The following is a 23,496-nucleotide window of genomic DNA, read 5'->3' on the forward strand; positions in this document are numbered from 1 at the left end:
GTGTGGGGTCGGTGGCGAGCGACTGCCTGGACCGCCCTCAACTGACAGACGTGGGCATGTCAACGCCGGCACCATGTGCCACCGCATCTCGGTAGCTGCGCGGGTTCAGGTGGTGCAGCGCTGCGTTTCGTGACGCAACCGCTGCGCGAGCACGCCTAGGCCTGCATCGCCACTGACCGCCTGGGTGACGTGGGCGATACGTTCGTCGATGCCGGCGATAGCGGCCGAGATGGTGTTGATCGCTTCGGCCGCGGCGGCGGTCGCCTGTTGCACGGCGGCCACCTGCTCGCTGATGCCTTGGGAGGAGCGGGCGGACTCATCAGCCAAGCTCTTCACCTCCCCGGCGACTACCGCGAAACCCTTGCCCGCCTCGCCCGCGCGGGCGGCTTCGATGGTGGCGTTCAACGCCAGCAGGCGGGTCTGATCGGCGATGGTGGCGATGAACCGGACGGCATCTTCGATCTGATCGGAGGCCGCAGCGAGCGTCTTCGTCGTCCCCAGGGCGCTTTCGGCCTCGCCCACCGCGGAGCGTGCCGAACTAGCCAGAGTCTCAGCCACTTCCCCCAGTTGATCGGCAGCGCTTGCGACCTCACTGGCAACGTCAGCGACGACGGCAGCCACCTCAGAGCGTTCCTGCACGTCCTCGGCCATCCGCTGTGAGGCCGAGAGCATCGCGGAACGAGCTGAGTTCACGTGCTGCGCGCCGACCCGGAAGGAGCCCGGCATTGCCTGCAGGAGGAACTCGCGGCAGTAGCGCCCCTGGGCCGCAGCCAGCAGACAGGCCTGTGTCTCGCGCACGAAGGCATCCATCAGGTCCAAGGTCCGGTTCAGGTCACGGGCCACCTCACCGGCCACGCCGGGGGCAGGGCTGGCTCGCACGTCCAGATCACCCTGGGCGCAGCGGTGCAGCACCTGGGCCAACATGCTCAGCGTTTCCTGCGCGGGGGGCTGCCTTTGGGCCTCCTCGAGGCTGCGGGCAGGTTCGGGTGCGCGGCGCCACCAGAACATCACGCCATCACCCCAGCGGGGTTGATCAGCGACCAGATGAACTGCTCGTAGCTTTGTTCGCGTTCGGCGAGGATGCTCGCCAGCATCGCCGCGGAGGCATTAGCAGCCGCGACCGAACCCGAATGGCGCCGTTCTTCAGCGCGCAGCGTCGCGTAGACCGGTTCGATGGCGGCCACCGCAGCCTGTGCGGGTCGGCGGCGACTGGAGTGATGGCCCACGATTCGGCCGCTACCGTCGAAGGTAGGGGTCACATGGGCCAGTACCCAATAGTTCGCGCCGTCGCGGGCCAAGTTGTTGACGTAGGCGAAGATTTCCTGACCGGCGTTCAGGGTGTCCCAGAGCAGCTTGAACACCCCGCCGGGCATGTCGGGGTGGCGGATGATGTTGTGCGGTGCCCCGATGAGTTCTTCCCAGGTGTAGCCCGCCACCCGCAGGAAGACATCGTTGGCGTAGGTGATGCGCCCTGCGGTGTCGGTCTTGCTCACGATGATCTCTTCGACACCGAAGGTCCGGCTGACCCCCGTCGGTCGGATCGCCTCGGTCCTCATCGCACTCCTTGATCGGTCAGCCGGTAGCCCCTTGGGGCGCACAGACGGCAGCGCGGTGTGTGAGGCAGCGCTCTCAACCTCGACGTCGGCGCGAGACGTCCTGGTGAGTGCATCGGCGCACTAGGTCCGAATGTGAGGCGCATCCGCACTCGATCGCGGATAGGGTCGAGGCCATGAACAGGCCTGTGCTGCATGTGGTAGGGCAGATCCTCGTCGGTCCCGATGAGATCCGCGACGAACTGTGGGTGATCGATGGGCGCATCAGTTTCACAGCCCCGGTCTCACAGGCCGAGGTCGAGACGGTCTCCGGTTGGGTGCTGCCGGGCCTGGTCGACGCGCACTGCCACATCGGCTTGGATGCCCACGGGGCCACCGACGATGAGACCGCCGTGCAGCAGGCGCTCACCGACCGCCAGGCTGGAACCCTGCTGATCCGCGATGCGGGCTCGCCGGCCGACAACCGCTTCATTCAGGAGCGCGAAGACCTGCCGAAGCTGATCCGCGCCGGTCGACACATCGCCCGCACCCGGCGCTACATTCCCAACTTCGCCCACGAGATCGAGCCCGAGGACCTGGTCACCTATGTCCGGCAGGAAGCCCGTCGCGGTGACGGGTGGGTCAAACTCGTCGGCGACTGGATCGACCGCGAAAGCGGTGACCTGGGGGTGTGCTGGCCCGCGGAGGTGTTGGGCCGAGCTGTGCAGGCCGCCCACGAAGAGGGTGCCCGCGTCACGGCGCACTGCTTCGCCGAGCAGAGCCTGGTGGACTTCGCCGCGGCCGGGGTCGACTGCATCGAACACGCAACCGGTCTGGTCCCGGAGACGATCGATACCTTTGCCGCTAAGCGCATCGCCATCGTGCCGACCTTGGTCAACATCGCTACCTTCCCCGACATCGCCGCAGCGGGGGAGCGCAAATACCCCGGCTACGCCGCGCATATGCGGGATCTGCACGCGCGCCGCTACGACACCATCGGCGCCGCTCACGAAGCGGGCGTGCCGATCTTCGTCGGCACCGACGCCGGGGGCAGCCTGCCGCACGGCCTGGTCGCCAAAGAGGTGGCCGAACTGGTCACCGCGGGAATGTCGCCGAGGGCCGCCCTGGGCGCCGCGACCTGGGACGCCCGCGCTTGGCTGCGTTACCCGGGTATCAGCGAAGGCGAGGAGGCCGACTTCGTCGTGTACGCGCATGACCCCCGCGAGGACGTCGGCGTGTTGGCCGACCCGCGGCACATTGTTTTGCGGGGCCTGGTTGTCAACTAAGCCGGCCGCGCTGAGCGCCCAAGGATCCCGGGTGCGCGTGCACACCATCACCGGCGAAGACGTCCCGGCCTACCGGGAGGCAGTACGGATGTCTCAAGAGCGCATCCGAAAGTGGAACCCGGTAAACATCGACGACCTCGCTTACCACCTGCGAATACAGTCCGACACACACCGCTCCTTCTTGGTGCGTGCCCTGGAACCCGACACCACTGCCGGGCACGATGTCGTCGGCAAGGTCAACGTCACCAATGTCATTCGGGGGCGGGCCCATAGCGCAACGATGGGCTACGACGCCTACGACCCCTACGCCGGGCAGGGCCTATTCGCTGAGGGTCTGCGCCTGGTCATTGATCTGGCGTTGAAGGCACAGCCGTACGGGATGGGGTTGCATCGCGTCGAGGCTGCGGTCCAGCCGGGCAACACCCGCTCGGCGGGGCTGCTGCGCTCGCTGGGTTTGCGTCGACGCGGCGCCTTCCCGGAGTACCTATGGTTGGCCGACGCGACAGGTGCCCACGACTGGCGGGATCACGTCGTCTACGGCGTGACCAGCACCGAGTGGCCCACGAGCGCCTATTCGACCCAGCCTGCGCGCCCACCGGTCGTCGTGATCGAGACGTCCATCTCAGGTCAGGAACCGGATCGGGCCTGCCAACACCTGGCGCGCGAGCTCGACGCGACCGTTTTGAAGCTGGAGATGGTGCAGGCGCTGGGGGATGCGGTCTCGCAGGTCATTGCGGCGTCCCGGGCGCCGCTGGTGCTCCAGGTCCCAACCGGAGCGGCCGCCGCGCTGCTGGCGGCTGCCGGTCGCAGCGCCGTTGACTCGGTGGTGCTCACCGGGCGCCGGCTGCCGGGTCCGGTCGAGAAATGGGCCTGCGCGGTGGCTCTGGAAGCAGTCGCCGCGGCCGCCGCGCCGCGATTTGAACGCCGGGGATGAGTCCGGTGCTGCGATCTGGCACAATGAGCGGTTGTACTCGCCTGCTACGGCCCTCTCACCGCAGCAGAGCGTGTCCATCGAACTCGTCGTACCCCGTCGCCCCACGCGGAGTCGTCGTGCTCACCCGATATCAGAAACAGGAGAGACCACCCACGTGGCCGTCAAGATTCGCCTGAAGCGCATGGGCAAAATCCGTAGCCCCTTCTACCGTGTTGTCGTCATGGACTCGCGCACCAAGCGCGATGGCCGTGCGATCGAGGAAATCGGGCTCTACCACCCCACCCGTGAGCCGTCGCTCATCGAGATCAACTCCGAGCGGGCCCTGTACTGGCTGGGTGTCGGCGCGCAGCCGACCGAACAGGTGCAGGCGCTGCTGAAGATCACGGGTGACTGGCAGAAGCACAAGGGCCTGCCCGGCACCGAGGGCACGCTGAAGCCTCAGCCGGAGAAGCCCAACAAGCGCGAGCTCTACGAGGCCGCCATGGCCGCCGCCGGCAAGGCCGACGACGAGCACGCGAAGAACCCGGCGCCGAAGAAGAAATCCGCCAAGGCAGAGGCCAAGGAAGCCCCGGAGGCTGCAGAAGCCAAGGAAGCTCCCGAGGCCGCTGAGGCCAAGGAAGCTCCTGAGGCCGCAGCAGCCGAAGAAGCCCCCAAGGCTGCCGAGAGCGCCCCGGAACCGGCCGCCGAGCCGGAGACCCCCGCTGCTGAGCCTGCAGAGGCTGCGGAGGACGGGAAGAGCACGGCTGAGCAGGCCGAGAAGGCCTGACGATGCTTGAGGAGGCCCTCGAGCACCTCGTTCGCGGAATCGTCGACAACACCGAGGACGTCGTTGTGCGCAGCCGTGAGCTGCGTCGGGGCGAGGTTCTTGAGGTTAGGGTCCACCCCGACGACCTCGGTCGAGTCATCGGCCGTTCCGGTCGCACCGCCAGCGCACTGCGTACCGTCATGGGTGCGCTCGCTGGTGGGCGGCAGGTGCGCATCGACATCGTCGACGTGGACCGCGTCGGCTGAACAACCGCTTGATGAAGGGGTGTCCTCGCACTGTCGGGGACACCCCTTCGCGGTTCCCAACTGAAAGGAACGTCATGGAAGCGGTCGTCGCACGCATCGGTAAACCCCACGGCTTGCGCGGCGAGGTGACCGTGCGCACGCACACGGATGCCCCCCAGGAGCGGTTCGTCGTCGGTGCGCAGTTCAGCACCGACCCTGACCGGGGCCTGCTGACCTTGCGTTCTGCGCGCGAACACAACGGCACCTGGCTGTTGAGCTTCGAGCAGACCCCTGATCGCACGGCCGCTGAAGACCTACGCGGCACCGAACTGCTCGTCGACGAAGAGCCCGAGGATGACGAGGGCGCCTGGTATGAGGACGAACTGGTTGGTTTGGCGGTAGTCGATCCCGACGGGCATCCAGTCGGGCAGGTTGCGGCGCTGCACACCAGGCCGGTGCAAGACCTGCTGGAACTGCTGCTTCCCGACGGGCGCCGACCGCTGGTGCCCTTCGTCGAAGCGATCGTGCCCCAGGTCGACATCGAGGCGGGCCGCATCGTGCTCGACGCGCCCGACGGCTTGCTCGACCTGGGCTGAGCCAGATGCGACTCGATGTCCTGACGATCTTTCCCGACTATTTGGCGCCGCTGGATCTGTCTTTGATCGGCAAGGCCCGCCGGGAGGGGCTCCTGGACGTGCAGGTACACGACTTGCGCGAATTCACCCACGACCGGCACCGCACCGTGGACGACACTCCCTATGGTGGCGGCGCCGGGATGGTGATGCGCCCCGAGCCGTGGGGGGAGGCCCTGGACACCGTGCTCGCGCAGCCGCCGGTGCAACCGCTGCTGCTCATCCCCGGGCCCGGGGGCGAGGTCTTCAACCAGCACATGGCCCGCGAACTGGCCGGCGAACCGTGGCTGGTCTTTGCCTGCGGGCGCTACGAGGGCATCGATGAGCGGGTCTACCTCGAAGCGCAGGAACGCCTGCCTGGCCGGGTGCGGGTGGTTTCGCTGGGGGATTACGTGCTCAACGGGGGTGAGGTCGCGGTGCTGGCCATCGTGGAGGCGGTCGCTCGGTTGCTGCCCGGAGTGATTGGCAACGCGGCGTCGTTGGTGGAGGAATCCCACGAAGACGGACTGCTGGAGTACCCCGTCTACACCAAACCGCCCACCTGGCGCGGCCACGAGGTTCCCGAGGTACTGCTGTCCGGGCACCACGGCCGCATCGAGCGTTGGCGCCGCGACGAGCGCCTGCGACGGACCCAAGCTCGCCGCCCCGACATGATCGCCGCTCTGCGCGAACTGCCAGCGGATCATCCGCTGGCCCTCGGCCCCGCCGATCGAGCCGTGCTGGACGAACAGGGCTGAGCCGGCCCGCGTCGCGCGTCACCGGCGCCAACGGGGTACAGCCACGGCGCCACCTCGAGGCCTTGAGCGCCGCACGCAGCAGTGGCGGGTGGCCGATCGGGGATTTCCGGGCGGCGCTCGGACTGTGGCAGACTGAATCCTTGCGTCCGTCGTGCGTTCGGTGCCCCTGCCACAGGGGGGTGAGCACACCCGGTTCACCGGGTCGTCACGGCGCGCACCGTCAAACATCAGCGTCCCTGCGGCGCCTTAGATCCATCGGCTGACCTGTGGCAGCGGTGAGAAAGCGACGAATCATGAAGAAGCTCGACATGGTCGACCAGGCAAGCATGCGCACCGACATCCCGGATTTCCGGGCCGGTGACACCGTCAAGGTGCACGTCAAGGTCGTTGAAGGTACCCGTTCGCGTGTCCAGGTCTTCCAGGGCGTTGTGATCCGTCGCCACGGTGGCGGCATCGGGGAGACCTACACGGTGCGCAAGATCAGCTTCGGTATCGGCGTGGAGCGCACCTTCCCGCTGCACACCCCGGTCGTGGAGAAGGTTGAGCTCGTCAGCCGCGGCGCCGTCCGCCGCGCGAAGCTCTACTACCTGCGCGACCTGCGCGGTAAGGCTGCCAAGATCCGCGAAAAGCGCTGATCATCCGAGTGCCGTACTCCCCGTGATGAACGCGGGGGGTACGGTGCTTGTCGGGACAGGGGTCATGACCGTCGTTGGCGGTCCGGTTCGGGGGGACCGCACACCCGAAGAATCAACGCGACAGGACGACCGTGACGGAACAGCGCGAACCGCATGGGGAGAACGGCCACACCGGCGGATCCACATCGGCAGGAGGAGTTCACCGCGGTGGAACCTCGGTGCTACGAGGATTGCTGCTGTTCCTCAAAGAAGTCGTCATCGTTGTCGTCCTGGCGGTCGTGCTCTCCCTGATCGCCAAGACGTGGTTGGTGCAGTCGTTCTGGATTCCGTCTGCCTCGATGAACACCACGTTGGTACGCGACGATCGGGTGATCGTCAGCAAGCTCACTCCCGGCCCGTTCGCGCTGGGCCACGGCGACATCGTCGTCTTCGAAGATCCCGGTGGATGGCTCGATCCGGGCGTCAAGCCTGCTGAGCAGACCGGCGTCACCGCCTCTATCAATCACGCGCTGACCTGGGTCGGGCTGTTGCCCGAAGACAAGGGCAACCACCTCATCAAACGAGTCATCGGGCTACCCGGTGACCGCGTTCAGTGTTGCAGCGCCGACGGGCGCCTGATCGTCAACGGCACCGCCATAACCGAGCCGTACGTCAACTTCGGTGACGAGCCGAGCGAGATCAACTTCGACATCACAGTTCCCGCGGGCAAGGTGTGGGTGATGGGGGATCACCGCTCCGACTCCCGCGACTCGCGCTACCAGCCCGAGAACGGCCCGGGTGGGCTTTCCGAGGCCGGGACGGTGCCCATCGACCGCGTCGTCGGTCGTGCGTTCGCGGTGGTGTGGCCGTTGACGAACCTGCAGTGGCTCGGGGAACCCAAGGAGACCTTCGCGAAGGTTCCCGTGCCGAGCTCGACGCCGACCAGCGCGCCTACCGAACCCGTAACGCCGACACCGTGACAGCTCGCAGGGGATCCACCCGGCCGTTGAAGACGTCGCGGCCGAGCCTGCGCATCGAACGGGAGTTCCTGCGGGCCGGTAACGGCCTGGTCGCAGGCATGGACGAGGTGGGTCGCGGCGCACTGGCCGGTCCGGTCAGCGTGGGCGTGGTCGTCGTCGAACTGGCCACCGGCTCGGCGCCCACCGGGGTCCGCGATTCCAAGTTGCTGGCCGCGCCTCGGCGTGAAGCCTTGGTGGGGCCGCTGCGCCGCTGGGCCTACGCCTATGGAGTCGGGCACGCGTCTGCGCAGGAAATCGACGATTACGGCATCCTGGCGGCGCTGCGGCTGGCCGGCTGTCGCGCGCTAGCGGCCAGCGGGGTGCTACCGGATCTGGTGCTGCTGGACGGCAAACACGATTGGCTCACCGAGAAGCCGGTGGTGCAGGGCGAGCTCGAGTTGGACCTGGGCGAAGTCCCCGGTCAACCCCGGCGCCTGCCGTTGCCACCGCAACCTGCGACCCCACCGGTCGTGACTCGCATCAAAGCGGATATGACCTGCTCGAGTGTGGCGGCGGCCAGCGTCCTGGCCAAGGTCGAACGGGATGGGATCATGCGGGAGCTGGCGCAGAGCCACCCGATGTACGGCTGGGAGGTTAACAAGGGCTACGCGGCCGCCGGGCACCGCGATGCGCTGCGTGAACACGGGCCGTGCCTGCTGCATCGCCGCACCTGGCAGTTGATGGGACAGGAGCCGGTAGGGCGTGCGCCAGAGCCTGAAACGATGGGCGATGATGAGTCGGTGAGGATGATCGTGCGATGAGTTCAGAAGACCTGGAGAAGTACGAGACCGAGATGGAGCTGCAGCTCTATCGCGAGTATCGCGACGTCGTGGGTCTGTTCTCCCACGTCGTGGAGACCGAGCGTCGCTTCTACCTGTGCAATGCGGTGGACGTGAAGGTGCGTACCGACGGCGGCGAGGTGTACTTCGACGTGAGCATGTCTGACGCCTGGGTGTGGGATGTGTACCGCCCGGCGCGCTTCGTCAAGAACGTGCGCGTTGTGACCTTCAAGGACGTCAACATCGAGGAACTCGCCAAGAGCGATCTCGAGGTCCCCGACGACGGCAAGTTCGGAGACTGAGCCTCCACAACCACAGCAAGCGTCGAACCCGCCGTCCACATCTTCTCTTTCAGCACGTCCGGGCACTGCCTGCCGGGTGAGGCTGGCGGCTGGAGGTGGTGGTCATGGCGAAGACGAGCCCGACCAGGGCACTGGGTGAGTACGGTGAACGACTCGCCCGACGGTATTTGAGCGAGTCGGGGCTGGTCGTGCTGGATCAGAACTGGCGCTGCGAGCATGGTGAGATCGACGTGGTGGCCAGCGAGGGCGACACGCTGGTGGTCTGCGAGGTCAAGACGCGGCGACGGGAACTGCTGGGGCCGGCCGTCGAGGCGGTTGCACCGACGAAAGCGGCCCGGCTGCGTCGTCTGGCCGGTTGCTGGATAGAGGCGCACCCGCAACGCGAGAGAACTCGCGACGTTCGCATCGATGTCATCGGCATCCTGCGTCCGGATGTCGGCCCGGCCCGCATCGATCACCTCCGCGGGGTGCAGGCATGAGCCTGGGACGTACCCGCGGTGTGGCCCTGAGCGGGGTCGGGGGAGCCGTCGTCGATGTGGAGGCAGACATCGTGCCGGGCCTGCCCGCGTTCGCTATCGGCGGGTTGCCGGACACAGCTTGTCGCCAGTCCGCCGACCGAATCAAAGCTGCGGCAGCCAACGGTGAGCTGAGCTTGCCGACCCGGCGGATCACGGTGAACCTCTCGCCGGCTTCGCTGCCCAAAGCCGGCAGTCACTTCGACATCGCCACCGCGATCGCGGTGCTCACCGCGGCCGGTTTCGTCCCGGCGGGGCAGGTTGACGAGGTGGTTCATATCGGTGAGTTGGGCTTGGACGGCACGCTGCGCCCGGTGCGCGGGGTCCTGCCCTTGGTGCTGGCCGCCGTGCGAGCAGGGTTTCCTCGTGTCGTGGTGCCGGTGGAGAACGCTAGGGAAGCAGCGCTGGTCACTGGCGCCGAGGTGATTGTGGGGGCCAGCCTGCGCCAGGTCGTCGACTACCACCGGGCCCGGCACGAGGGCGCGGAGCCGGTGGAGGTGGAAATCCCGCGCGAGGTGGTGTCACTGCGCCGACGGGAACGCGACCTGGGTGAGGTGGCCGGTCAACGTGATGCCCGTTTCGCTTTGGAGGTCGCGGCCGCAGGTGGGCATCACCTGTTCATGGTCGGGCCCCCTGGAGCCGGTAAGACCATGCTCGCGGAGTGTCTTCCGTCGTTGCTGCCGGATCTCAGTGATGAGGACGCCCTAGAGGTGACGGCCGTGCATTCGGTGCTGGGACTGCTCAGCGGCGGTGAGCTGGTGCGTCGTCCGCCGTTCGTGGCGCCACATCACGGCGCTTCGATGGCGGCGGTGATCGGCGGGGGGAGCGGCCTAGTGCGACCCGGGTTGATCTCCCGAGCCCACCACGGGGTGCTCTTTCTCGATGAAGGTCCGGAGTTCAAGGCCAATGTGTTGCAGTCGTTGCGCCAACCGTTGGAGTCGGGGGTGATCACGGTGGCGCGGTTACGGGAGGCGGTGTCCTTCCCGGCGCGGTTTCAGTTGGTGTTGGCGGCGAACCCGTGCCCGTGCGGGCAGGGCCACGGCAAGGGTTTGGATTGCTCGTGTTCTCCGAAGGCGCGGCGCGATTATTTGGGCAGGTTGGCCGGGCCGTTGCTGGACCGGGTGGATGTGCAGTTGCAGGTGCGTGCCGTGACGCGCGCTGCGCTTGCCCAGGATGATCGAGAAGACAGTGCTGTCGTGGCGGCCCGGGTGGCTACAGCGCGGCACATGCAGCGGGAACGGCTGGCTGGCACTGCGTGGGCGCTGAACGGGCATACTCCGGGTCCGGTGCTGCGTGAGCCGGGGCGTCGGTTGGGCGGGGCTGTCACTGCGGATATCGACCGTGCCCTGGATCGGGGAGCCTTGACGCTGCGGGGATATGACCGGGTGTTGCGGTTGGCGTGGACGATCAGCGACCTGCGCGGGGGGCTGAGCCCAGGCCGAGAGGACGTGGGCGTAGCGCTGATGCTGCGCTCGCAGGCGGGGGTGGCGGCATGAGCGAGCACCTGCCCCCTGCCGAATCGAGGGAGGACCTGCAGGCGCGTGTCGCCTGGAGTGCCATCGCCGAGCCTGGCGACGCGGTCGCGAACCGGCTGATCAGCGGTGTGGGTCCGGTCCGGGCGTTGGCGGCGCTGCGGGAACGCTCCGAGAGTGCGCTGGACAGGTTCCGGCCGCGTCTGGAACGGCTGGACGTAGATGGGCTGCTCGCTGCGACTCAAGAGTGCGGGGCGCGCATCATCACCCCGGCTGATCCGGAATGGCCGCCGGGTGTGAACGACCTTCCGGCGCCCCCGTTGTGTTTGTGGGTGCGTGGCTCAGCCCGGTTGGCCGAAACCTGTCGCCGCAGCGTCGCCGTGGTCGGGGCACGCGCTGCCACCGCCTATGGCGAGAGCGTGGCCGCCGACCTGGCGGCGGAATTGTGTGACCGGGACGTCAGCGTGGTCAGCGGTGCGGCGTTCGGTATCGACGCGGCCGCCCACCGCGGCGCATTGGCTGCGGGTGGATGCACCGTAGCGGTGTTGGCTGGAGGAGTGGATCGGCCCTACCCGGCGGCCCACCATCGGTTGCTGGGCCATATTGCTGAGCGTGGAGCTGTCGTGAGCGAATCACCGCCGGGTTCGGTGGCGCTGCGTTCGCGGTTCCTGCAACGCAATCGGCTGATCGCTGCGATGACGCGGGGCACGGTTGTTGTGGAGGCCGGGCTGCGGTCGGGTTCGCGGAACACGGCAGGGACGGCGGCGAGTCTGCATCGGGTGGTGATGGCTGTGCCTGGCCCGGTCACCTCGATGAGTTCGGTCGGCTGCCACGAGCTCATCCGCTCCGGGAAGGCCTGCCTGGTCACCGATGCCAGCGAGGTGACCGAACTCATCGGTGAGATCGGCGCCGATCTGGCGCCTACCCGGCGTTCCCCGCAGCGTCCCGGTGATGACTTGGAGGGCGAGGATCGGCGGGTGTTCGAGGCGTTGCCGCGGCGCGGCGGTCTGGAGACAGCGGAGTTGGCGGTCAAGGCCGGGCTGGCGGTGAGCAGCGTGCAGACCAGCCTCGGTTTTCTGGAACTCAACGGCCTGGCGCGCCGCACCGAACGAGGCTGGCGCACCGCAAGCTGAGGGCGCAACGCTGGTCCCTGTCGTCGGGTTGAATCCTTCGCGGCAGAGGGCGCCCGGGGGAGGAGCAGCGGTGGGTGGCGGCTCACAGGTGGGCCAGCCCGCTGGACCTGCGTGGACTTGTCATCGCCGGCTCCGCTGGCTGGGGCCTGCCCCGAATCTCGCTTTATGAGCAGTTGTAGATCTCTGCCATGGATGGGTTCGGGTGCGCAGGCCCCTGCATGTCTCAGAATGCGTTCGTGGATCTCGTCCGGAACAGAGGTGGAACCGCGTCAATATCGGCCTTGATGCTATGGGGACGGTCCGGACCGCCATGGTGGTCCGGACCGTCCCTCGGTGACAACGAATAGAGGTCAGATCTTTTCGTCCTCGTTCTCACGACCGGGCAGCAGCATCGAACAGCCCAGCGATAGCAATGCACACAGCAGACCCACGAGCATCGCGGCACGGTAGCCCGCGACAGCATCACCGGTGCTGGCACCGGCGACGATGGAGGCCATGACGCCGATGCCTACTCCCGCGCCAAGGTTGAAGGCGGCGGAGTTCAACCCGGGGAGTACTCCAGGGCGGTGGGGTGAGGCGTAGAGGACACCTAGGGCGTTCAGGCAGGTGCTGGACATGGCCGCCCAGCTAGCCCCCATCCCAAGTGCCAGGGCGAACAGCAGCCATGGGCTGCGCATCCCGAAGGCCCACATGCAGGCGAGCATTGCTGCGCTGCCAGTTAGACCTACCCGGAGCACCAGCCGGTAGCCAACTCTGGGGGCAATCTTTCCGACCAGCGGGGACAACGCCCAGCCGAGCAGTGAGAAAGGCGTGAGGTACATCAGAGCTGAGCGCGTACCGGACATGCCGAAGCCGTGAACGGGGTCCAGCGCGATAGTGGGAACCAGGTAGATGAGCACGGAGAAGGCTGACGCCAGCGCGAAGAAAGTAGTGCCCAGCTGTCCCAAGGTGGCGCGTTGCCTGAGCTCGGCCAGGGGGATGAGGGGTGCCGGTGCATGCTTCTCGACCCGTAGGAACACGACCATGAGCACAAGGCCTGCGGCGAGCAGGATGAGAGTCCACGGGTGCGACCAGCCGTAAGTACCGAACCCCAAGGTGAGAGCCATATTGAGCGACCAAAGAGAGGCAGTGACGGTGATGGCTCCCGCCCAGTCCATGCGAGCGGCTGCCGGGATGGTCGTCTCAGGCACGAACAGAAGCACCATGGCTAGGGCAGCAGCTTCAAGGATGAGAATGACCAGGAAGATGCCTTTGTAGCTCCAAGCGTCAACAATCATGCCGCCCAAGAGTGTGTCGATACCGGCGACACCGGAGTTGATCGCTCCGACGAGCGAAATGTAGAAGCCGTAGCGCTTAGGATCGAGAATGCTGCGCAAGGTCAAGTTCGCGAGGGCAAAAGTAGCGCCGCAGAATCCTTGTAGTGCGCGGCCGATCATCAGCATGAGGACGCTGTTGGTGACCAGCACCAGCAGTGTTCCCAAAGTCATCAAGGCGACGGACAGCAGCAAGACCTTGCGTCGCCCGATCTTGTCGGCCAATGGCGGGAAGAAGATTGCTAGGCCCGCGGACACTGCGAGGAATACGGTCGAAGACCACCCGATGACGCCCGCGTTGGTCTGAAGGCGTGCAGCCATGTCGGCGATGGCTGGCGAGAGCATTGTGGCCTGCAGCTGGAAGGATGCAATGACCACCATCAACGCGGCGAGGATCAGCGGCGGATTGAGGGTCCTACCGCGCGCCGGGGTGACGATGACGCCGGTCGACATCAGATGCCCTCGATGGCGACGCTTGGGGTGGTTTCAGAAGCAAGGATGCTGTCGAGTAGGGCGAAGAAGGCATCGTGGTCAAACTTCTCCACTACCGTAGCGTTCGGTTCAATCTCGAACTTGTCCCAGGCCATTGCTGAGAAGCCTCGGGTGAGCTCGGACCTAGTCTCGACGTCGACGCGATAGCGGCCTGAGCTGAGTACCATTTCAGGGTGTAGGAGGCAGGCAAGGGTTGCTGAGTCCGGATGAGTGGAGCCGTCGATTCCCACCGACTCGTTGAAGGCCATGGTGGTGTCGCACATGGCTTTGAAAAACTTGGCGATGGGGGTTTGCTTCTCGGTCATGGTGTTGTAGACGTCTCGGGTGATGGTGGCGTCGTCGATAGTGACCGGGTCCCACGTGAGGACGTGGATGTCTTCGAAGCCAGCGGTGAATACGATTTGTGCGGCTTCTGGGTCCACAAAGAAGTTGTATTCTGCACTGGGCGTAACGTTGCCGCGGCCATTGTTGGAGCCGCCCATGATGTACAGACTCTTCACGTTGCGTACGAACGCGCGGTCCTTAGCGATGGCGGACGCAATGTTTGTGAGGGGACCGATTGCTACCACAGAGACGTTACCTGGATCCGCGGCGGTGATTCGGATGAGAGCATCGACGCCATGCTCGGAAGACAGTTTCGCGTCAGAGAGGTCCGTCCTTAGACCGCCGGAGCCGTCCCCGTGGACGTTTTCCGCGGATACCCATTCACGCAGCAGGGGTTGGGTGCACCCTAAGTGGATCGGAACCTCATCAAGTCTCCCGGTGACGTTGAGGGTCAACTGGGCGTTTTGGACCTGCTGTTGGAAACCGACGTTGCCAGCAACCATCGTGATAGCGCGCAGGTCGCAAGCCGGATCCATAAGCGCCAAGAGGATTGCGACGCAGTCGTCTTGAGCGGTGTCGGTGTCAAGGATGACGGGAATAGCCATGGCAGGGCCTTCCTGCAGAGTGGTGGTTTGGGTGGAGTTTCGGTCAGTAGCTTGGAGTGTCGTTGGGCTGCCCCTGCACGATGGCGACGGAGTTCGATGACCCCACTAGGGCAGCGCCGGCCTGAATGAGTTGCAGAGCATGCTCGAAGGTAGAGATGCCGCCCGACCCCTTGACCAGCACGCCCTTGGGGGCTAGCTCGCACAGAAATCGAATTGATTCGACGCTGGCCTTCTCGACGGATCCGGAGGACGCGTTCTTAAGGAACTTGGCGCCGGCTTCGCATGCAAGCTCGACGGCGGCGCGGCGTTCGTCGTGGGTGAGCAGAGGCAACTCAAGCATCACCTTGATCGGCACACCGCACGCCACGACACCGGCGATATCCTCGCGGAAGTCCTCATAGCGGCCGTCCTTCAGCCAGCCGACCTGGACTCCTATGTCGATCTGGGTGGCGCCCTGACGGACAAGTTCTGCCGCCTCTGCGGCTTTACCTGCACTGGTCATCACGCCAGTGGTCGGGAAGTCGAGGGCAGAGGCAACCTCTATCCCAGTACCGCGCAGGACTGCAGCAGTCTCGGGAACTTGGGATCCGGAGACCATCGCTGCGTTGAAACCGAACTCGACTGCCTCCTCGGCGTGGCGGATCGTTTCCTCTCGGGTCGTGCCGATCGCGATCCTCGTGTGCTGAATGTAGGGAGCGAGCTGCATCGGGGTGGTGATGTCCTGGGGGGCGGTGTGATGGGTCATGCTGTCCTCTCGTGGTGTCACGGACCATCCGCGGCGTTGTTGTGAGTGAGTCAGACGAGTGCGAGTCGTTCCTCGACGGCGGGCAGGCGCGGCAGGGCGGGGATCACGCCGGGGGACTCAACGGTGAAGCTTGCGGCTGCCGCGGCGAACATCGCCGCTTCCGTGAGTGACTTTCCTCGTAGCAAGGCGACGGCGAGAGCAGCGCTAAACGTGTCCCCGGCGCCCGTGGTGTCGACAACCGTGCGGGGCGCAACCGGCGCAATCGGCTGGCAAGGCGTGCCGGGTGTGGCAACCAGGGAACCCCTGGCGCCGTCTGTCAGGACGACATCGACCTGGAATCGATTGGCCAACTGGGTGGCGAGGTCAGCCGCGTCGTCGGCGTCGTCCACATCCCGACCCAGCAGCTGACATGCTTCCGTGCGATTCGGGGTGACAACGTCCACGTTGGCCCAATCGTCGGCCGTGATCGGCGGGCATGGCGCTGGGTTCAAAATGACTCGGGCACCAACGCGGCGGCCCTGCCGGAGGGCTTCCTGCACTCCCGATGCGGCCATCTCCCCAGAGACCAGCACACATGTGACGTCGTCGAAGGCGGTTGCCCGGTCAGAGACTCTTGCGGCATCGAAGTCGGCCAGCACGCCGTCGGCAAGCAAAATCCTGTTTTCGCCGCGGGCGTCCGTGATGATGCAGCCCACCATGGTGGAGCCGTGAACAGTGCAGACAGCGTCGTATTGCACGCCTTCGGCGCTCCACATCGGACGCGCGCCATTCCCCATGGGATCGTCGCCGATCACTGTGAGTAGGCCCACCGAGGCGCCTAGACGGCTAGCTGCCACGGCTTGGTTGGAGCCTTTTCCGCCGTGTTCCTGGCTGAACGCGGCGCCTGACAGGGTCTCACCGTCGCCCGGCATTCTGTCGGTGACGAAACTCAGTCCGACGCCATACCCGCCTACTGCCAGCAACTCCATTGGTGCCTCCAGCTCGCCGTAAGTGAACAACGCTATACAACCATGAACAAGCCTGGACACGATAGGGTCCTCCGGCGTAGCTCTACTCAGGCGCAGATAACGTCACCCCGCGCATCCGACAGGACATGCCGATGGATCCATCGCTGGACCCCCAGCTCCCCAAACCCATGTACCTGCAGGTCGCAGCGCTGATCGCGGACCGTATCACCGCTGGTGAACTACCCACCCACCATCGGCTCCCCGCCGAACCGGAGCTCGCACGCGACCTCGGCATCGCACGGGGCACTCTTCGCAAAGCACTCAGTGAGCTCATTTCCCAAGGGCTCTTAGTGCGCGTGCATGGGCGCGGCACCTTCGTTGCTCCGGCACGCTTCGATGCTCCGTTGTCAACGGACTTGGTGACCATCGCTGAAGACCTCACCACCTCCGGAGTGGCCTTCAGCACCACCGTCGTCAGTCAGCGCATCATGACCGCACCCACGCGCGTTGCCCGCCGGCTCCGACGGGACGACGACGTCGCGGCATTAGAACTGATCCGCGTGCGAAGCGACGTGGACGGCCCCATCGCCTACCTCGTCAATTACGTCCCCGCCTCCACTCCCGAGACACAGCACCTTCTTGAGGCGGCAGACTTCACCCGCCACACTCTTTTCGGGTTCCTCGAGAGCAGGCTTCACCAAGTCGTCGATCATGGGGAACGCGCCATCACCGCCGCTGCTGCACCGCGCGATATTGCGCAGCACCTCGGATTGCCTACGGGCTCTCCCGTGACACACATGGAGCAGGTCTCTTACAACGATCGTGACGTCCCCGTTGAGTGTTCCACCGTGTGGATCTCTCCCCAACGCATGCGTGTTCACGCACGTGTGACACGCCAGCGCCTATAGCCAGCGCCGAAACCCCGCTGGCTTTTTCCCTACCTTCAGCCGGGGATACGCATTCTGCTGGCAGGGCTGCTCGTCGCAGCGAGCCGAGTAATTCCGCAGTTCACAGCTTGTGTTCGCACATCTTCATGTATTCGCTACTCGTGTCCACGTAGAAGATGGCCCAATCTCATTGGCCGAAGACCGTGCGGGCCTCGAGGGAATGCGCCCACGGCGCCCTCCGCTGGTGAATGCGTGGCGCGGTGCCGGTAGGATCCGTGGCGAGCTTGGTCGACCGGGGGCCGATGTTCAGATCCCGCTTCGCGCGCACGCGGCGTTGCCATCCTGCATGGTGGGGGAAACATGAATGACGAAGAGCTGAAAGAACTTGCTAGACAGCTGAGGTGCCCCGACGGTGAAGTCGGGGCGCAGCTCGGCGAATCCATGGGCAAGTCCAATGACGGCATGATCCAGGCTTCGATGGTGCTGCTGGATCTGGGGCGTGGTCGTCACGTCCTGGAACTCGGGCACGGCGCCTGCACGCATTTATCGGCGCTGCTGGAGATGGGGACCAACCTCAGCTACGCCGGTCTGGAGATCTCGACCGTGATGTATCGCGAGGCGAAGAGAATCGCCGAGCCGTTGTCAGCGGATCACGAGGTTGAGTTCCGCGTTTTCGACGGAGTGACCATCCCCTTCGGTGATGCCAGCTTTGATCGCGTGCTTTCGGTCAACACCGTCTACTTCTGGACCCCTGCTCGGGCCGTCATGGACGAGATCTCTCGCGTACTCACTCCCGGGGGTGTCGTCGTCGTGTCCTATGTGGATAAAGACTTCATGAAGACGCTGCCCTTTGTGGACGCAGGCTTCACTCTTTACGAGGACTCCGAGGTGCAGACCCTCGCCGAGGGCAGCGGGTTGCGGGTCGAGGCCTTCCACAAGAGGAACGAGCAGGCCGTGAGTAAACATGGCGACCTCGTAGATCGCCGTTACACGATTGCAGAACTACGCAAGCTCTGAGGCCTTACCGCTCCCCACCCAGGGGGTCTGTCTTCGCGGTGCCGAGCGGTGGAGTCGAGCCGTGCGGGGCAGCCGGTGCCTGCTCGGCTGCGGCGCGGATCCTGTTCAGTTCATCCGCCCGTTCGATGACCGGTCCGACCAGCCAGGCGGCGAGCGAGAGTCCGATGATGGCCAGGATCGTGGCGGCGACAGCGACGGTGGTGAAGCCCAGCGTGCCGCTCAAAGCGATCCCGATACCGCTGCCGACGACCATGACGATCTGAGCAAGCGCCGAGAAGAGCGTGAAGTCCGTTCCGGAACTCTCCTGGCGGGTCAGGTCCATCGCGATGGTGTAAAGAACCGCGGTCGTGGCGGCGAAGCCGCCGCTGGACAGCAGGGTCACCACGACCGCGATCGGCACCGATCGAGGTTGCAGGCAGAGCACGATGGTGGCGGCGCAGGCGATGACCTGCACCACGCCGAGCAGGATCAGAGCACGGCGGCGGGCGGTGCGGCTGATGAGCCAGCCCGCGCCGAGGCCTGCCAGGATGCCAGCCGCGCCACCGCCGATGACGACGATGGTGCCGAGGCGAGTCTGGCTCCAGCCGGCCTCGACAAGCGCCGGGCGGACCAGGTTGTAGCTCACGGTGCCGCCGATGATGTACGCCGGGATGACTGCGAAGGCCCAGCGGAGCACGCCCGGCTGTGTGAAGAACCCGCGGATCTGCGCAGGAGTCACGTGGGGACGTGGCAGGTGACCCGTCGTGCCCTCTTCGTTCCAGCGCAGTACCAGTGGCAACGGCAGAGCGCTGAACACCGCGAGCACGAGCATGCTCACGCTCCAGCCCAAGCTGCCGGAGATGGCCAGCAGGAGGCCGCCGCCGACGATCTGCGCGACCGAACTCCCGGCCGACTGAATGCCGTTGCCGAGGCCTCGTTCACCGGCGGCCAACAGCCGAGTAGCGGTTGCGTCGGCCGCGACATCTTGGGTGCCGGCAAATACGAAGATCGCGGCAAAGATCGCCAAGATGACGGGGAAGTGGCGCCCTGGATCAAGGGTGGCCAGGGCAAGAGCGCCGACAGTCAACGCGAGCTGGCAGACGATCAGCCAGCCGCGATAGTGCCCGAGCTTGCGGATTCCATATCGATCCACCAGCGGCGCCCAGAGGAACTTCAGGACCAGGATCAGCGCCATGCCGGTCGCTGCGCCGATCAGTTCGAGCCCCACTCCTGCTTTTTGAGCGGTGATGAGGAAGGTGTAGTTGAAGGCAGCCAGCGACAGGTTCTGGGTGCTGTAGAGGCTGGCGATCAACAGCAGCCGCGAGTTGCGGCTCATCACGCCGGGGCCGGTCGTCGTCACGGTCGGGGCGGGCGGCGGGGACGTGGACGAGGCCATCGTCGGGTGCTCCTGATCGGCAGGGTGTGGTGTCTGGGATTCGCAGGATGGTGGAGCTCAGCGCGGTAGGCTTAGGTTAGGCAAGCCTAACCGGATCGGAGGCCCATGTCCGCCCCCACCTCACCCGATGGCCGTCAGCGTCTCTCCCAGATAATCGGGCGCCGCAAGGCTGCGCTGATCGGTAGCGCCCTGTTGGCCGTGGCCGGAGCGCTGGCAGGCCTGGCCCCCTATTTCATCGTGTACCTGGTGGGGACCGAACTGTTCCTGGGCACGGAGCCGGACCGGGCCCGGCTGGCCGGATACGCCCTGTGGGCGGCAGCGGCCGTCCTCGCGAAGGTGGTGCTCAAGGCGCTGGCCAACGGCGTTTCGCACGCGGCCGCCTACCGCATCCTTGCCGACCTGCGCTTGGCCTTGGCGCAGCGGTTGGCGCGGATGCCTCTCGGGCGGGTACGGGCGCGCAGCTCAGGGCACGTGAAGAAGATCCTCCAGGACGACGTCGAGCAACTGGAGCTCGGTCTGTCCCATGCCATCCCCGACATCGCCGCCGCGGTCGCGGTCCCGGTGGCGAGCATCATCTTCATGTTCACGATGGGTTGGCAGGTCGGACTGGCTGCCGTGCTGGTCGTCGTCGTGACAGTGCTGCTCATCGCGTGGGCAGTCAGCCGCGCCAACGGTTTCGCCGAGCAGGAATCCAGGATCAAAGCCGAGCTCAACACCTCGGTGATCTGTTACCTGCGCGGCATGCGGGTCCTTCGGGGTTTCCTGCCCGGACATGCCAGCTACGCCGCCACCGACGCCGCGATCGCGGCCACGGAGGACATCGAGAACCGCAAGGAATCCCGTGGCAAGTGGCAGGCGGTGGCAGGTACCGCGTTGTCCTCCAGTCCGGTCCTCTTCATCCTGCCGGTGGGACTGTGGTGCACCGCCCAGGGTTACATCAGTCCCGCGAGCCTGGTGTTCTTCCTGCTCGTCGGCACCGGGTTCACACAACCGTTGATGGGTCTGCTCATCAGCTTGGCCGTGCTGCAATACCAGGTGGAGGCGGGGCTGAAGAACATCGCCGAGATCCTGGACGAGCCTGACCTGCCCGTTCCAGAGCAGCCGAGGCAGACGAGCGGATTCGACCTGCGGCTGCGCGACGTCTCCTTCCGCTACGAGGACGACGGCCCTGACGTTCTCTGCGGCATCGACCTCGACATCCCAGAGGTGTCTTCGCTGGCATTGGTCGGCCCCTCGGGTGGGGGCAAGTCCACCTTGCTGAGCCTGATCGCCCGGTTCTACGACGTCAGCAGCGGGTCTGTGGAACTCGGTGGGGTGGACGTCCGGGAGATGGACCCCAGCGAGGTCATGCGACGGGTGGCCTACGTCCAACAGAACGACTATCTGTTCGGCGACACGCTCATGGAGAACATCCGGATGGCCAAGCCGGAGGCCACCGACGAAGAGGTCGTCACGGCAGCAGATCGGGCCCGCGTCACCGAGTTCGTCCACGAGCTCCCCCAGGGGTGGCAGACGCGGCTGCCTGCGGGGGGAGGACAACTCTCCGGTGGGCAACGGCAGCGGATCTCCGTGGCGCGCGCTCTGCTCAAGGGGGCCCGCGTGGTCCTGCTCGACGAAGCCACCGCCTTCCTCGACGCGGACAGCGAGGCCGCAGTCAGCGAGGCAGTGCGCGAGTTGCGAGCCAGCGCGACGGTGATCTCGGTCGCCCACCGGCTCGGCACGATCGCCGACTACGACCGTGTCGCCTACCTGGCGGGCGGGCGGATCGTGCACTGCGCGCGGCACGAGGAGATGCTGCGAGACTGCCCCGAGTACGCCGAGCTGTGGTCCGATTACCGTGACGCGCAAGGCTGGCAGCTGTCTGCAACCGCTACCGCGGCGGCGACGAACCCGCTCCACGCGATGCGCGACGAGCCAGTCCCGGCCGCGGCCGGATTGCTGCGTGAGGTTCCCGACTCCGGCCTGAAGAACCAGGCCGTACACGAGCCGGGCGCGGCGTCCAGCACGCCACTGCTCGATGCTCCCATCCAGACGCCGCGGGTACGCGGACTGGTTGCCATGAACCCCGTGCGGCAGTGGCTGGCACTGCTGGGGCACCAACGCCGCGACCTGTTCCGGAGCGGGTTGTGGCTCATCATTGCCGACGGCCTGCTCACCAGCGCCCCCATCGTCGTGGTGGCGCTGGCCCTGCTGGATGTGCTCGACGGTGCACCCGATGCTGGCGCCTGGTGGCGATACGGTCTGGCGCTGCTGGGCATCTACCTGGCGCGTTGGCTGGTCGGCGTGGCCCTGGCCACGCTCTGGTGGCCCAAAGCGAACCGGGCCTGGGCTCAGTTGCGTCGCTCGGTGCTGGGGCATCTACGACGCATCCCGATGGGAGAGTTCGACCGACTCGATACCGGACGAACCGCGACCCTCGTGGTCTCCGACCTGGCCCTGGTCGACTTCATCAACCTTCCGGCCAAACTCATCGTCGGCCTCTTCCAACCGGTCCTCGCGGCGTTGGTGCTGTTCATCCTCGACTGGCAGGTAGCCCTTGCCGCGCTACTGGGCGTCCCAGTGTTCTGGGGCCTCCTATGGTTCTCCGACCGGGTGGAGAAAACCGTGCTCGGCGACGTGATGCACGTGCGCGCCCAAGCCAGTAGCGACCTGTTGGAGTTCGTCCAGGGCACCGGGGTGCTTCGGGCGAACCCGAGCGCCCCGCAAGCCAGCCGATATCGCGCCACCGTCGAGGAACTGCGTCAACGCAGCGTCGCCATGGCCATTCGCACCAGCCCCCTGACCGCGGTCGCCTCTGCTGCCCTGGAGCTGGGGTTTGCGGCTCTGATCTGGGTGGTGTGCCTGCGTCATCTGGACGGCGGACTGCCGCAGTCCCTGGCGCTGCTCATGCTGGTCGTCTCGCTGAGTCTGTACCGGCCCTACCAGGAGCTTCTCGACCTCTCCAGCTACCGCCACCTGCAATCCCGGATCGCCGAACACATCGGCCGCCTCTGGGACATCGAACCCCTGCCGGAGGGGCATCTGGACGCACCGGAGGGCGGCGAAGCTGGGGTGCGCGTCGAACTGCGCGATGTGGGCTTCGCCTATCGCGACGGGCACCGAGTCCTGGACCGAGCCAACATGCTGGCCCGACCCGGTGAAGTGACCGCGCTCGTCGGGCCGTCCGGCTCGGGCAAGTCCACGGTGGCCAACCTCGTCGCCCGCTTCTGGGACGTCGACGACGGGGCGGTGCTCTTCGCCGACACCGACGTGCGGGACTTGACCTCCACCGGGCTGGCGGCGCAGGTGACGACCGTCTATCAGGATGTGTACCTGTTCCCGACCAGCGTTCGGGAGAACCTCACCATGGGCATGAAGGTAAGCGACCAGGACCTGTGGACAGTTCTGGAATCGGCACAGGCGGCAGAGTTCATCGCGGCGCTACCCGGCGGGCTGGACGCCCAGATCGACGAGGCGGGCGGCAACCTCTCCGGTGGTCAACGGCAACGACTCTCGATCGCTCGGGCGCTGGCCAAGGACGCTCCGATCCTGCTGCTGGACGAGGCCGTGGCCTCGGTCGATCCGCGCACCGAGGTCCGCATTCAGCGCGCGCTGTCCTCCCTGATCACCGGGCGCACGGTGATCGTGATCGCGCACCGGTTGAACACCGTCCGCTCCAGCGAGTGCATCGTCGTTCTGTCCGAGGACGGCATCGAGGCCACCGGGCCGCATCACGATCTGCTCACGACCAGCGCGACGTACCGCCGCCTGTGGGCCGCGCAGGAGAGCGCTGCCGCGGTAACCGACTGATCCGCACGAATAGTGAGGTGGGGACACAGCAGACGCCTGCCCATGGCGCTGGAGATG

General features: G+C 66.1%; 22 protein-coding genes and 1 pseudogene. 16 read left to right on the top strand and 7 right to left on the bottom strand.

The features are described 5' to 3' along the window. Positions 1-105 precede the first annotated feature (105 nt). Together G9V96_RS14025 and G9V96_RS14030 are read right to left on the bottom strand one after the other, a co-directional pair. Positions 106-1,008, bottom strand: coding sequence for a methyl-accepting chemotaxis protein (locus G9V96_RS14025; RefSeq protein WP_168584054.1), 903 nt, complete (start codon positions 1,006-1,008; stop codon positions 106-108). Continuing rightward, on the bottom strand, positions 1,008-1,556 hold the full coding sequence (locus tag G9V96_RS14030) for a PAS domain-containing protein (RefSeq protein ID WP_168583588.1): 549 nt from the start codon (positions 1,554-1,556) through the stop codon (positions 1,008-1,010). Before G9V96_RS14030 ends, G9V96_RS14025 begins: the two co-directional genes overlap by 1 nt. Positions 1,557-1,729: 173 nt before the next feature. On the opposite strand from G9V96_RS14030, the gene G9V96_RS14035 reads away from it, so the two are divergent. The 13 genes and pseudogenes from G9V96_RS14035 (at position 1,730) to dprA (ending at position 11,945) form a co-directional block, all read left to right on the top strand. Further along, positions 1,730-2,818: an amidohydrolase family protein gene (locus tag G9V96_RS14035; protein WP_210424420.1), complete on the top strand. Its 1,089-nt coding sequence runs from the start codon at positions 1,730-1,732 to the stop codon at positions 2,816-2,818. Positions 2,819-2,849: 31 nt separating this feature from the next. Next, positions 2,850-3,752, top strand: coding sequence for a GNAT family N-acetyltransferase (locus G9V96_RS14040; RefSeq protein ID WP_226913332.1), 903 nt, complete (start codon positions 2,850-2,852; stop codon positions 3,750-3,752). A gap of 154 nt (positions 3,753-3,906) precedes the next feature. Further along, positions 3,907-4,338 (top strand): annotated as a pseudogene (gene rpsP, locus G9V96_RS14045) (30S ribosomal protein S16); the annotation flags it as partial. Between the two features lie 182 nt (positions 4,339-4,520). Further along, positions 4,521-4,763, top strand: a complete 243-nt coding sequence (locus tag G9V96_RS14050) for an RNA-binding protein (protein ID WP_168583591.1) — start codon at positions 4,521-4,523, stop codon at positions 4,761-4,763. Positions 4,764-4,837: 74 nt separating this feature from the next. Beyond that, positions 4,838-5,338 carry a ribosome maturation factor RimM gene (rimM, locus tag G9V96_RS14055; RefSeq protein WP_168583592.1) on the top strand — a complete coding sequence of 167 codons (501 nt, stop codon included), beginning with the start codon at positions 4,838-4,840 and terminating at the stop codon, positions 5,336-5,338. Positions 5,339-5,343: 5 nt separating this feature from the next. Then, positions 5,344-6,111 (top strand): tRNA (guanosine(37)-N1)-methyltransferase TrmD, encoded by a 768-nt coding sequence (trmD, locus tag G9V96_RS14060; protein ID WP_168583593.1) that lies wholly within the window; start codon positions 5,344-5,346, stop codon positions 6,109-6,111. 293 nt (positions 6,112-6,404) lie between these two features. After that, a complete protein-coding gene (gene rplS, locus G9V96_RS14065; protein ID WP_168583594.1) occupies positions 6,405-6,746 on the top strand; it encodes a 50S ribosomal protein L19 in 342 nt (113 codons plus the stop codon). 131 nt (positions 6,747-6,877) lie between these two features. After that, positions 6,878-7,705, top strand: a complete 828-nt coding sequence (gene lepB, locus G9V96_RS14070; protein WP_168583595.1) for a signal peptidase I — start codon at positions 6,878-6,880, stop codon at positions 7,703-7,705. Next, the gene (locus G9V96_RS14075; protein ID WP_226913333.1) at positions 7,702-8,505 is read left to right on the top strand and encodes a ribonuclease HII; all 804 of its coding nucleotides are present in this window, start codon (positions 7,702-7,704) and stop codon (positions 8,503-8,505) included. Before lepB ends, G9V96_RS14075 begins: the two co-directional genes overlap by 4 nt. Beyond that, positions 8,502-8,825, top strand: a complete 324-nt coding sequence (locus G9V96_RS14080) for a DUF2469 domain-containing protein (protein ID WP_168583596.1) — start codon at positions 8,502-8,504, stop codon at positions 8,823-8,825. Before G9V96_RS14075 ends, G9V96_RS14080 begins: the two co-directional genes overlap by 4 nt. Positions 8,826-8,929: 104 nt before the next feature. Then, positions 8,930-9,304 carry a YraN family protein gene (locus G9V96_RS14085; protein ID WP_168583597.1) on the top strand — a complete coding sequence of 125 codons (375 nt, stop codon included), beginning with the start codon at positions 8,930-8,932 and terminating at the stop codon, positions 9,302-9,304. Beyond that, entirely contained in the window at positions 9,301-10,836 is a 1,536-nt protein-coding gene (locus G9V96_RS14090) for a YifB family Mg chelatase-like AAA ATPase (protein ID WP_168583598.1), read from the top strand. The genes G9V96_RS14085 and G9V96_RS14090 overlap by 4 nt, the downstream gene beginning before the upstream one ends. Next, positions 10,833-11,945, top strand: a complete 1,113-nt coding sequence (dprA, locus tag G9V96_RS14095; protein WP_168583599.1) for a DNA-processing protein DprA — start codon at positions 10,833-10,835, stop codon at positions 11,943-11,945. Before G9V96_RS14090 ends, dprA begins: the two co-directional genes overlap by 4 nt. 350 nt (positions 11,946-12,295) lie before the next feature. Here dprA and G9V96_RS14100 read toward each other — a convergent pair whose 3' ends face one another. Genes G9V96_RS14100 through G9V96_RS14115 form a run of 4 tightly spaced genes read right to left on the bottom strand, consistent with a single transcriptional unit; the run spans position 12,296 to position 16,392 of the window. Further along, on the bottom strand, positions 12,296-13,711 hold the full coding sequence (locus tag G9V96_RS14100) for an MFS transporter (RefSeq protein WP_168583600.1): 1,416 nt from the start codon (positions 13,709-13,711) through the stop codon (positions 12,296-12,298). Further along, complete coding sequence (locus tag G9V96_RS14105) at positions 13,711-14,679, bottom strand: nucleoside hydrolase (RefSeq protein WP_168583601.1); 969 nt, start codon at positions 14,677-14,679, stop codon at positions 13,711-13,713. The genes G9V96_RS14100 and G9V96_RS14105 overlap by 1 nt, the downstream gene beginning before the upstream one ends. A 43-nt stretch (positions 14,680-14,722) precedes the next feature. Continuing rightward, positions 14,723-15,424, bottom strand: a complete 702-nt coding sequence (gene deoC / locus G9V96_RS14110; protein ID WP_168583602.1) for a deoxyribose-phosphate aldolase — start codon at positions 15,422-15,424, stop codon at positions 14,723-14,725. 50 nt (positions 15,425-15,474) lie between these two features. Further along, positions 15,475-16,392: a ribokinase gene (locus tag G9V96_RS14115; RefSeq protein ID WP_168583603.1), complete on the bottom strand. Its 918-nt coding sequence runs from the start codon at positions 16,390-16,392 to the stop codon at positions 15,475-15,477. A gap of 131 nt (positions 16,393-16,523) precedes the next feature. On the opposite strand from G9V96_RS14115, the gene G9V96_RS14120 reads away from it, so the two are divergent. Both G9V96_RS14120 and G9V96_RS14125 read left to right on the top strand, forming a co-directional pair. After that, positions 16,524-17,279 (top strand): GntR family transcriptional regulator, encoded by a 756-nt coding sequence (locus tag G9V96_RS14120; RefSeq protein ID WP_168583604.1) that lies wholly within the window; start codon positions 16,524-16,526, stop codon positions 17,277-17,279. A 339-nt stretch (positions 17,280-17,618) separates the two neighbouring features. Continuing rightward, positions 17,619-18,275 (top strand): class I SAM-dependent methyltransferase, encoded by a 657-nt coding sequence (locus G9V96_RS14125; RefSeq protein WP_168583605.1) that lies wholly within the window; start codon positions 17,619-17,621, stop codon positions 18,273-18,275. Between the two features lie 4 nt (positions 18,276-18,279). Here G9V96_RS14125 and G9V96_RS14130 read toward each other — a convergent pair whose 3' ends face one another. Continuing rightward, positions 18,280-19,650, bottom strand: a complete 1,371-nt coding sequence (locus G9V96_RS14130) for an MFS transporter (RefSeq protein WP_168583606.1) — start codon at positions 19,648-19,650, stop codon at positions 18,280-18,282. A gap of 105 nt (positions 19,651-19,755) precedes the next feature. On the opposite strand from G9V96_RS14130, the gene G9V96_RS14135 reads away from it, so the two are divergent. Beyond that, positions 19,756-23,439 (top strand): ABC transporter ATP-binding protein, encoded by a 3,684-nt coding sequence (locus G9V96_RS14135; RefSeq protein WP_168583607.1) that lies wholly within the window; start codon positions 19,756-19,758, stop codon positions 23,437-23,439. Positions 23,440-23,496: the final 57 nt, after the last annotated feature.

It is taken from the genome of Gephyromycinifex aptenodytis (assembly GCF_012277275.1).
GTDB lineage: Bacteria > Actinomycetota > Actinomycetes > Actinomycetales > Dermatophilaceae > Gephyromycinifex > Gephyromycinifex aptenodytis.

Excerpts from the sequence above, each read along its gene's own strand:
- G9V96_RS14080 (WP_168583596.1), top strand. The coding sequence starts at position 8,502 with ATGAGTTCAGAAGACCTGGAGAAGTACGAGACCGAGATGGAGCTGCAG.
- rplS (WP_168583594.1), top strand. The coding sequence starts at position 6,405 with ATGAAGAAGCTCGACATGGTCGACCAGGCAAGCATGCGCACCGACATC.
- rimM (WP_168583592.1), top strand. The coding sequence starts at position 4,838 with ATGGAAGCGGTCGTCGCACGCATCGGTAAACCCCACGGCTTGCGCGGC.
- G9V96_RS14035 (WP_210424420.1), top strand. The coding sequence starts at position 1,730 with ATGAACAGGCCTGTGCTGCATGTGGTAGGGCAGATCCTCGTCGGTCCC.
- G9V96_RS14115 (WP_168583603.1), bottom strand. The coding sequence starts at position 16,392 with ATGGAGTTGCTGGCAGTAGGCGGGTATGGCGTCGGACTGAGTTTCGTC.
- dprA (WP_168583599.1), top strand. The coding sequence starts at position 10,833 with ATGAGCGAGCACCTGCCCCCTGCCGAATCGAGGGAGGACCTGCAGGCG.
- G9V96_RS14125 (WP_168583605.1), top strand. The coding sequence starts at position 17,619 with ATGAATGACGAAGAGCTGAAAGAACTTGCTAGACAGCTGAGGTGCCCC.
- G9V96_RS14135 (WP_168583607.1), top strand. The coding sequence starts at position 19,756 with ATGTCCGCCCCCACCTCACCCGATGGCCGTCAGCGTCTCTCCCAGATA.
- G9V96_RS14130 (WP_168583606.1), bottom strand. The coding sequence starts at position 19,650 with ATGGCCTCGTCCACGTCCCCGCCGCCCGCCCCGACCGTGACGACGACC.
- deoC (WP_168583602.1), bottom strand. The coding sequence starts at position 15,424 with ATGACCCATCACACCGCCCCCCAGGACATCACCACCCCGATGCAGCTC.
- G9V96_RS14120 (WP_168583604.1), top strand. The coding sequence starts at position 16,524 with ATGGATCCATCGCTGGACCCCCAGCTCCCCAAACCCATGTACCTGCAG.
- G9V96_RS14030 (WP_168583588.1), bottom strand. The coding sequence starts at position 1,556 with ATGAGGACCGAGGCGATCCGACCGACGGGGGTCAGCCGGACCTTCGGT.
- G9V96_RS14050 (WP_168583591.1), top strand. The coding sequence starts at position 4,521 with ATGCTTGAGGAGGCCCTCGAGCACCTCGTTCGCGGAATCGTCGACAAC.
- G9V96_RS14085 (WP_168583597.1), top strand. The coding sequence starts at position 8,930 with ATGGCGAAGACGAGCCCGACCAGGGCACTGGGTGAGTACGGTGAACGA.
- G9V96_RS14025 (WP_168584054.1), bottom strand. The coding sequence starts at position 1,008 with ATGTTCTGGTGGCGCCGCGCACCCGAACCTGCCCGCAGCCTCGAGGAG.
- G9V96_RS14105 (WP_168583601.1), bottom strand. The coding sequence starts at position 14,679 with ATGGCTATTCCCGTCATCCTTGACACCGACACCGCTCAAGACGACTGC.
- G9V96_RS14090 (WP_168583598.1), top strand. The coding sequence starts at position 9,301 with ATGAGCCTGGGACGTACCCGCGGTGTGGCCCTGAGCGGGGTCGGGGGA.
- G9V96_RS14100 (WP_168583600.1), bottom strand. The coding sequence starts at position 13,711 with ATGTCGACCGGCGTCATCGTCACCCCGGCGCGCGGTAGGACCCTCAAT.
- trmD (WP_168583593.1), top strand. The coding sequence starts at position 5,344 with ATGCGACTCGATGTCCTGACGATCTTTCCCGACTATTTGGCGCCGCTG.